Here is a 7,593-nt window from a genome sequence, read left to right on the forward strand (position 1 = left end):
GGGGACACGGCCCGGGCGCGTCGCCCTACCCTGGCGTGGATAGCTGCAGGCACGGGGAGACGCACCTTGTACAGCATCATCGTGGTACCTCCGCCGACCCCGGAGGAACACCACCACAGCCAGTTCCGTCTCGCACCGGGCGAGCGGCTCACCTTCGGACGCGCGGCGCACGACGTCGAGCTGCACATCCCGCACGACGGAGTGTCCCGCAGAGCCGGTGAGATCACCGCGCAGGGCGCCTTCTGGATACTGAGCAACCTCAGCCGCGAGCAGACGTACGTCGTGGAGAACCCGGAGGGCGCGGGCGAGCACATCAAGGTCGGTCCCGGCCGCCTGGACGCGCCGGTCCCCTTCGAGTTCTCCCGGATCGTGCTGCCCGCCGCGGGCGACCTGCTGGCGATCGAGGTGTGGGCGCCGCGCCACGACTATCTGCACGCCGAGGACGCCCTCGACGGCTCCACCACCGCGCCCGCCTTCTCCGTGGACCGCACCAAGCGCTACTTCGCCGTCCTCGCCGCGCTGTGCGAGCCCCGGCTGCGCGGCGAACCGCACGCCCCGCTGCCCACGGTGGACCAGGTCGTCGACCGGCTGCGCCCCAACTGGCCGACCGCGTCGCGCACTTCGGTGCAGTGGAACATCGACTACCTCGCGGTGAAGCTGCGCCTGAAGCCGGGCCCCGAGGAGGCGGACACCGGCCCGCGCCTCAACGGCAAGAAGGAGTCGCTGGTCTCGCTCGCGCTCCGCTTCGACCTCGTGCGGGAGGACGACCTGGTGGTCCTCGCCTCCGCGCGCTCCGGGCGGGTGGTCAGGTGACCGATCCGTACGCCGTGCCGGTGCCCAGGGGCTACCGGACCGGCCACTGGGAGGTCAGGGAGCCCATCGCGACCGGCGCCTTCGGGAGCGTCTACGAGGGCAGACGCGTCGGCGGCCCGGCCGAACTGCCCCGCACGGCCGCCCTGAAGTTCCTGCCCACCGGCACCGGCACCCCCCGTCAGCTCACGCATCTGCGCGAACTCATCGACCGCGAGGTCGAGTTGCACCGCCGGCTGCGGCAGCCGCGGCTGATCCGGATGTACGAGACGCTCGTCGTCGACGACCCGGACCGCCCCGCCCTCGACGGCGCCACCGTGCTCGTACTGGAGAAGGCGGAAGGATCGCTCGGCGCCCTCCTCGACCGGGCGCCGCAGCCGCAGGCGGGCCCCGCGCTCCTCGCGCAGATCTGCGAGGGGCTGGCCCAGCTGCACCGCGCCGGATGGGTGCACGGGGATCTGAAACCGGCCAACGTGCTGCTGATGAAGGACGGTTCGGCCCGGCTGGCGGACTTCAACATGGCCGCGGAGCTGGAGGGCACGCACGCGTACACCCCCGCGTTCTCCACACCCGACTACACCCCGCCGGAGCTGCTCTGGGGGGAGATCGGCGAACGGGGCCGCAGGATCCGCCCGTCGGCGGACGTGTGGGCCTTCGGCGTGCTGGCGCACCTGGTGCTGACCGGCTCCTTCCCGCTGCCCGGCGGCACCGCGAGCGCCCGCCGCGACGCGGCGGTGGCCTACGCCCGCGGCACCGACGAACTGCGGCTGTCCCCCGAACTCCCGGACGCCTGGCGGCAGATCGTGCGGGACTGCCTGGCCCGTACGCACGCGGACCGGGTCGGCACCGACGCGCTGCTGCGCCGGGTCGAGGAGGCGGCGGGCACGGACCGCTCGCCCCGGCTGCCGAGGGTGCTGCTGCGCCGCAGACGCCGCGGTGCGAGGGCGCTGGCCTGGGTGGCGGCGACGGCGGCCGTGGTGGCGCTCGGCTACGGCATCAGCGACTGGGCCGACCGGGGATCGGGGGACGCGAAGCCGTCCGCGACGACCGCTGCCGGCTACGGCGCCTCCGAACTGCGCACGGACAAGGGCATCCCGGTGCGGTACCGCCGCCTGATCGTCGACTCGGCGCACGAGTGCCTCCAGCGGGAGGTCTCCCCCGCCCTGATCGCGGCGATGCTGAAGGCGGAGAGCAACTTCGACCCGAACCTCTCCGACCCCGCCAAGGGCGAGTACGGCATCGCCCGCTGGACCCCGAGCGTGCTGCGCTGGTGGAGCCGCTCGGACGGTGTGCCCGCCTCGGCGACGCCCACTCCGCCGCTGTCCCCCTCGGTGTCCATCCCGGCCATGGGCCGCTACCTGTGCTTCATGGAGCCCCGTCTCGACACCTCCCTGCCGGGCGACCGCCGGGTCCTGCTCGCCGCCGCCTACCGGACCTCGTACAAGAAGGTGAACGACGCGGGCGGTGTTCCCCCGAAGTACCGCCACTACTGCGCCCGCGTCGCCCACTACCTCAAGGAGTACGCCCCTCCCGGCGCGAAGTGACCCTGAGACTTCTCAGGTACCGCGCGCGGGCGGCGCGCGCGAGCGTGGACGCACGGCCGCGGGCTCCGGCCTCCTCGGGGGAGGGCCGGAGGCCGCGGTCGTCCCCCGCTGCTGTACGGTCCCGGTGTCCCGCCCGAGACCGCGGCGCGGGCCCGGACCCCGGGGGGATCGTGAACCAGCAGCCAGTTCCGGCACCGAGAGACCTGCCCGGCGGAAGGACGAGGACCGCTGTCGCCGTGGCGCTGATCGCGGCACCGCTGCTCATGGTGGCCACGGCCTGCGGATCCAAGGACGACGGCGGGCACGACGCCTCGACGGCCGCCGCACGGCCCGCGGCGAGCCGCACCGGTGCGACGACGCCTGCCGCGCACACGTCCGCACCGCCCGGCCCGGCGCAGCGGCTGGCCGACCTTGACGGCAACCTGCGCCCCGCCGAGCAGTACGCGCAGGTCCTCTCCGCCCTGGCACCGCGCTGCAAGGAGGACACGGCACATCTGGCGACCGTCGTCGACACGACGCTGAAGTCCATGAAGAAGAAGGGCGGCGCGGACACGGGAGACGACGAGTTCAGCGTCCTGCAGAAACTGGAGGCCGCGGTGCCCGCCGGGAAGCCGAAGGCCGACTGCGCCGCGTAGGCCGCGGCCTACGCGGCGGGCGAGGGGAACTGACGACGGCGCCCCCGCACGGCCGGAGCTGTGCGGGGGCGCCGTCGCTGCGTCACGTACGGCCCGTCAGTGGAAGAAGTGCCGGGTGCCCGTGAAGTACATCGTGACGCCCGCCTTCTTCGCGGCCTCCACGACGAGTTCGTCGCGGACCGAACCGCCCGGCTGCACCACGGCCTTGACGCCGGCGCCGGTGAGGATCTCCAGGCCGTCGGGGAAGGGGAAGAACGCGTCCGAGGCGGCGTACGAGCCCCGGGCGCGCTCGGCACCGGCCCGCTCGACGGCGAGCTTCGCGGAGTCGACGCGGTTGACCTGACCCATGCCGACGCCGACCGAGGCGCCGTCCTTGGCGAGCAGGATCGCGTTGGACTTGACGGCGCGGCAGGCCTTCCAGGCGAAGGCGAGCTGCGACAGCTCCTCGGCCGACAGCGCCTCGCCGGTCGCCAGCGTCCAGTTGGCCGGGTCGTCGCCCTCGGCCTGGAGGCGGTCGGTGACCTGGAGGAGGGCGCCGCCGTCGATCGGCTTGACCTCGACCGGGTTGGCGGGGCGGCCCGGGGCGCGCAGCACGCGGATGTTCTTCTTCTTGGCGAGGGCCTCCAGCGCGCCGTCCTCGTAGTCGGGCGCGACGATGACCTCGGTGAAGATCTCCGCGACCTGCTCGGCCATCTCCCGGCTCACCGGCCGGTTGACGGCGATGACGCCGCCGAACGCGGACAGCGGGTCGCAGGCGTGCGCCTTGCGGTGCGCCTCGGCGACGTCCGAACCCACCGCGATACCACAGGGGTTGGCGTGCTTGATGATCGCGACGCACGGCTCGTCGTGGTCGTACGCGGCACGGCGCGCGGCGTCCGTGTCCGTGTAGTTGTTGTACGACATCTCCTTGCCGTGCAGCTGCTCGGCCTCGGCCAGACCGCCGGTGCCCGAGACGTACAGGGCGGCGGGCTGGTGCGGGTTCTCGCCGTAGCGCAGCGTGTGGGCGCGCTGAAGGCTGCTCGCCGTGAAGTCGGGGAACTGTGAGTCGTCCGCGGGGGCGTAGGCGGAGGCGAACCAGGACGAGACGGCGATGTCGTACTCGGCCGTGTGCCGGAAGGCCTCGGCGGCCAGGCGCTTGCGGGTCGCGAGGTCGAAGCCGCCGTCCTTGACCGCGGCGAGGACGTCGCCGTACCGCACCGGGCTGGTGACGACGGCGACCGACGGGTGGTTCTTGGCGGCGGCGCGCACCATCGACGGACCGCCGATGTCGATCTGCTCGACGCACTCGTCGGGCGAGGCACCGGAGGCGACGGTCTCCCGGAACGGGTACAGGTTCACGACGACCAGGTCGAAGGGCTCGACGCCCAGCTCGGCCAGCTGCTCGCGGTGGCTGTCCAGGCGCAGGTCGGCGAGGATGCCCGCGTGCACCTTGGGATGCAGGGTCTTGACCCGGCCGTCCAGGCACTCGGGGAAGCCGGTGAGCTCCTCGACCTTGGTGACCGGGACGCCCGCGGAGGCGATCCTCGCCGCGGTGGAGCCGGTGGAGACGAGTTCCACGCCGGCCTCGTGCAGCCCGCGCGCGAGGTCCTCCAGGCCGGTCTTGTCGTAGACGCTGACGAGCGCCCTGCGAAGGGGCCGCTTGTTCTCGGCGGTCACTGGATAACTACCTTTCGTCCCTCAATGCGATAGCCGTTGCGGGCGAGCCGCCCCACGACATCGACGAGCAGCCTTCGCTCGACTTCCTTGATGCGCTCGTGCAGAGCGCTCTCGTCGTCCTCGTTGCGGACCTCCACCACGTCCTGCGCGATGATCGGCCCGGTGTCGACGCCGTCGTCGACGAAGTGGACGGTGCAGCCGGTGACCCTGGCGCCGTACGCGAGCGCGTCCCGCACACCGTGGGCTCCGGGGAAACTGGGCAGCAGGGCGGGGTGGGTGTTCACGAACCGCCCGCCGAAGCGCGCGAGGAACTCCTTGCCCACGATCTTCATGAACCCGGCGGAGACGACCAGGTCGGGCTCGTGCGCGGCGACGGCCTCGGCGAGGGCCGCGTCCCACTCCTCGCGGCTGCCGAAGTCCTTGACCCGGCAGACGAAGGTCGCGAGCCCGGCGCGCTCCGCCCGCGCGAGCCCCTCGATGCCCTCGCGGTCGGCGCCGACCGCGACGATCTCGGCCCCGTAGGCCTCGGCTCCGACGGCCGCGATCTCGTCGAGGAGCGCCTGCAGATTGGTACCGGATCCGGAGACCAGCACGACGAGGCGCTTGACCACGGGCTTGGCGGCCACGGGTGGGGGCCCTTTCTCGGGGGAGCGTTTGTACGGTCGTACGAATGCTTCGAGCCCCGGGATACGGGGAAGTCTACGAAGCGGCCGAACGGCAGCAACGATACCGGCACTGCGCACGGCCCCCACGGGACGGGGGCGTGGCCGGAAGGTAGCGTCTGGGAGAGTCCCGGTCGGGAACGCGGTCGTCGTGCGGTGCGTTTCCCAGGGGAAGACTCACCCGAGACAGCCGTACGAAGGCCTGATCGCAGCCGTATCACCTAGGGGAAGACGCTCACTTGATGCCGGACCGCAGCCTGCGACTCCTCACGCTCCCCCCGCAGCCGTTGCAGGGAGGGGAGCGCCGCGGCGTGCTGCTGCGCGAGCGCCCCGCCTCACCGCCGGACGCGCCCTCCGACCGGAAGAACGGCGGCACGGGCGCCGAGGGGCGGGACGGACGGGACGACGACAAGGACAACCCCTTCGCCCCGCCGCCCGAGGGGGCGCCGGACCGCCCGTGGCAGCCGCGTCGCCCGGCCGACGGCGAGGGCGGCGAGGGTTCCGACGGCGGCAGCTCTCCCTGGGGCAGCCAGTGGAGCGACCGCCAGCCGGGCCGCTCCCCCGGCGGCTTCGGGCAGCGGCCCGGCAGTCCGCAGCCCGGCCCCGAGGGCCAGGGCGGGAACACTCCGGGCCCGGACATGCGCTGGGACCCGACGGACCCCGCCCAGCGCCGCGCGCGCTACGCCCTGCTGTGCGGCATGTGGGCCTTCTTCTTCGCCCTGTTCAACTGGCCGTACGTGGCACTGCTGCTGGGTGCGCTCGCCCTGTACTGGGGCGTGAGTTCGCTGCGCGCCCGGTCCTCCGCACCCCAGCGCGCGGCGGAGCCGCCGGGCCGGCCCCAGACGACGGCGGCGGTGACCGGCCTGGTGACGGCCACTCTGGCCATCGCCCTGGTCGCCGCGGCGTTCACGGCCCGGCTGGTCTACAGCGACTACTACTCCTGCACGAACGACGCCCTGACCAACCAGGCGAAGCAGTCCTGCAGCGACCTGCTGCCGAAGGAGCTGCGCGGAATGCTCGGCGCCAACGACTGACGAGGCGGCGCCGGGCGGGGGTCACGGCTCGTCGGGGGCGTCGGGGGTGGCCGGCTTCTGCGGTGCCTTCAGCGCGTCCGGTGTGGTCGGCTTCTGCGGTGACTCGAGCGCGTCCGGTGTCTTCGGCAGGTCCGGTGTCCTGGGCAGGTCGCCCGTTCTGGGCAGGACCGGCTCGCTCTTCAGTTCCGCCCAGCGCGCCTCCAGTGCCGCCCAGCGGGCCTCGTGCGTGAGGTCGTCGCGGTGGGGAGCCGGGGGTGCGGGCAGCGGCTCGGCGGGCAGGAAATCGTAGGCGGAGCCGTCCTTCTCGCTCAGCGGACCGTAGACGTCACCCTCGTCGTAGGGGACGGACGGCGGCTTCGCGGGGGTCGGCGCCGGTGCCGGGTCCGCACCGCCCGGGCCCTGCTGGAACCCGAACCACGCGGCGACCGACGCGACCGTCCGCCGGATCAGGCCTCCGGGCGCGGGGGGCATCACCCCCGGCTCTGCCGATGTCGGCCCGTTCACCTTCGGCTCCAGGCTCCTCGGCTTCGCCGTATTCGGTTCCACCGTCTTCGGTTCCATCGTGTTCGGCCCTCCCGTCCTCGGGTTCGTGACCCGCAGCTCCAGGGTCTTTTTCGTCCTGCTCTTCTCGGCGGCCAGGCGGCGCGTGCGGCACAGCCAGGCCCGTCGTAGTACCGCCGTGGGAACCGCGAGCAGCGCCGTCCAGGCCAGCGCCGCGAGCCCCGTCTGCCACCACACCGGCCCGAACCGGGCCAGCTCGGCGACCCCGAGCGGGCCGCCCGCGAGGCCCGTGAGCACGGCCGTGGCGACGGCGCACAGCAGCGCCGCCAGCGCGGCGGTCCCGGCGGTGTGCGCCGAGCCGGGAGACTGCGCCCGGCCCACGAACCACCCCACGGTCAGGGCGGCGGCCGGCGGCACCAGCGCCGCGGCCCAGTTCACCCACTGTCCGGGTCCGGCGTCCGGCACCGCGGCCAGCAGCGGAAACGGCGGCAGCAGCGGAGCCGGAGCCGAGGACAGCGGTCCCACCACATGCCCCGCACCCAGGGCGAACCCCGGTCCCAGGGCGTACGCCGCTGCCCACACCGCCGCGTTCGGCACCAGCGACGCGCACAGCAGCAGTACGGCGAAACGGCCCGACCAGCCCTCCGTGAGCTGCACGAACGTGCCCCGCGCCGCCGCTCCGTGCCACAGCAGCGAGGCCGCCACCAGCAGCGCCCCGCCGCCGACGAGCGCCGCCGCGCCCGCGCCCGCG

Annotated in this window: 7 protein-coding genes; 4 read left to right on the plus strand and 3 right to left on the minus strand. The window is 73.5% G+C overall.

All coding sequences use genetic code 11. The features are described 5' to 3' along the window. Positions 1-66: 66 nt before the first annotated feature. From JYK17_RS10980 to JYK17_RS10990, 3 genes are all read left to right on the plus strand, one after another. Positions 67-813, plus strand: coding sequence for an FHA domain-containing protein (locus JYK17_RS10980; protein ID WP_108013222.1), 747 nt, complete (start codon positions 67-69; stop codon positions 811-813). Beyond that, positions 810-2,354, plus strand: a complete 1,545-nt coding sequence (locus tag JYK17_RS10985) for a protein kinase domain-containing protein (RefSeq protein WP_108013223.1) — start codon at positions 810-812, stop codon at positions 2,352-2,354. Before JYK17_RS10980 ends, JYK17_RS10985 begins: the two co-directional genes overlap by 4 nt. A gap of 236 nt (positions 2,355-2,590) precedes the next feature. After that, entirely contained in the window at positions 2,591-2,989 is a 399-nt protein-coding gene (locus JYK17_RS10990; protein ID WP_108013224.1) for a hypothetical protein, read from the plus strand. Between the two features lie 96 nt (positions 2,990-3,085). On the opposite strand, the gene purH is transcribed toward JYK17_RS10990, so the two are convergent. After that, complete coding sequence (gene purH, locus JYK17_RS10995; RefSeq protein WP_108013225.1) at positions 3,086-4,645, minus strand: bifunctional phosphoribosylaminoimidazolecarboxamide formyltransferase/IMP cyclohydrolase; 1,560 nt, start codon at positions 4,643-4,645, stop codon at positions 3,086-3,088. Continuing rightward, positions 4,642-5,271, minus strand: coding sequence for a phosphoribosylglycinamide formyltransferase (purN, locus tag JYK17_RS11000; protein WP_108013226.1), 630 nt, complete (start codon positions 5,269-5,271; stop codon positions 4,642-4,644). The genes purH and purN overlap by 4 nt, the downstream gene beginning before the upstream one ends. 278 nt (positions 5,272-5,549) lie before the next feature. Here purN and JYK17_RS11005 point away from each other — a divergent pair, with 278 nt between their 5' ends. Then, a complete protein-coding gene (locus JYK17_RS11005) occupies positions 5,550-6,341 on the plus strand; it encodes a hypothetical protein (protein WP_108013227.1) in 792 nt (263 codons plus the stop codon). Positions 6,342-6,362: 21 nt separating this feature from the next. Here the strand turns inward: JYK17_RS11005 and JYK17_RS11010 are convergent. Further along, positions 6,363-7,593 (minus strand): cell division protein PerM (locus JYK17_RS11010; protein ID WP_222810257.1); only part of this gene is annotated, 1,231 nt, incomplete at its 5' end.

Source organism: Streptomyces plumbidurans (genome assembly GCF_019857225.1).
Lineage (GTDB): Bacteria > Actinomycetota > Actinomycetes > Streptomycetales > Streptomycetaceae > Streptomyces > Streptomyces plumbidurans.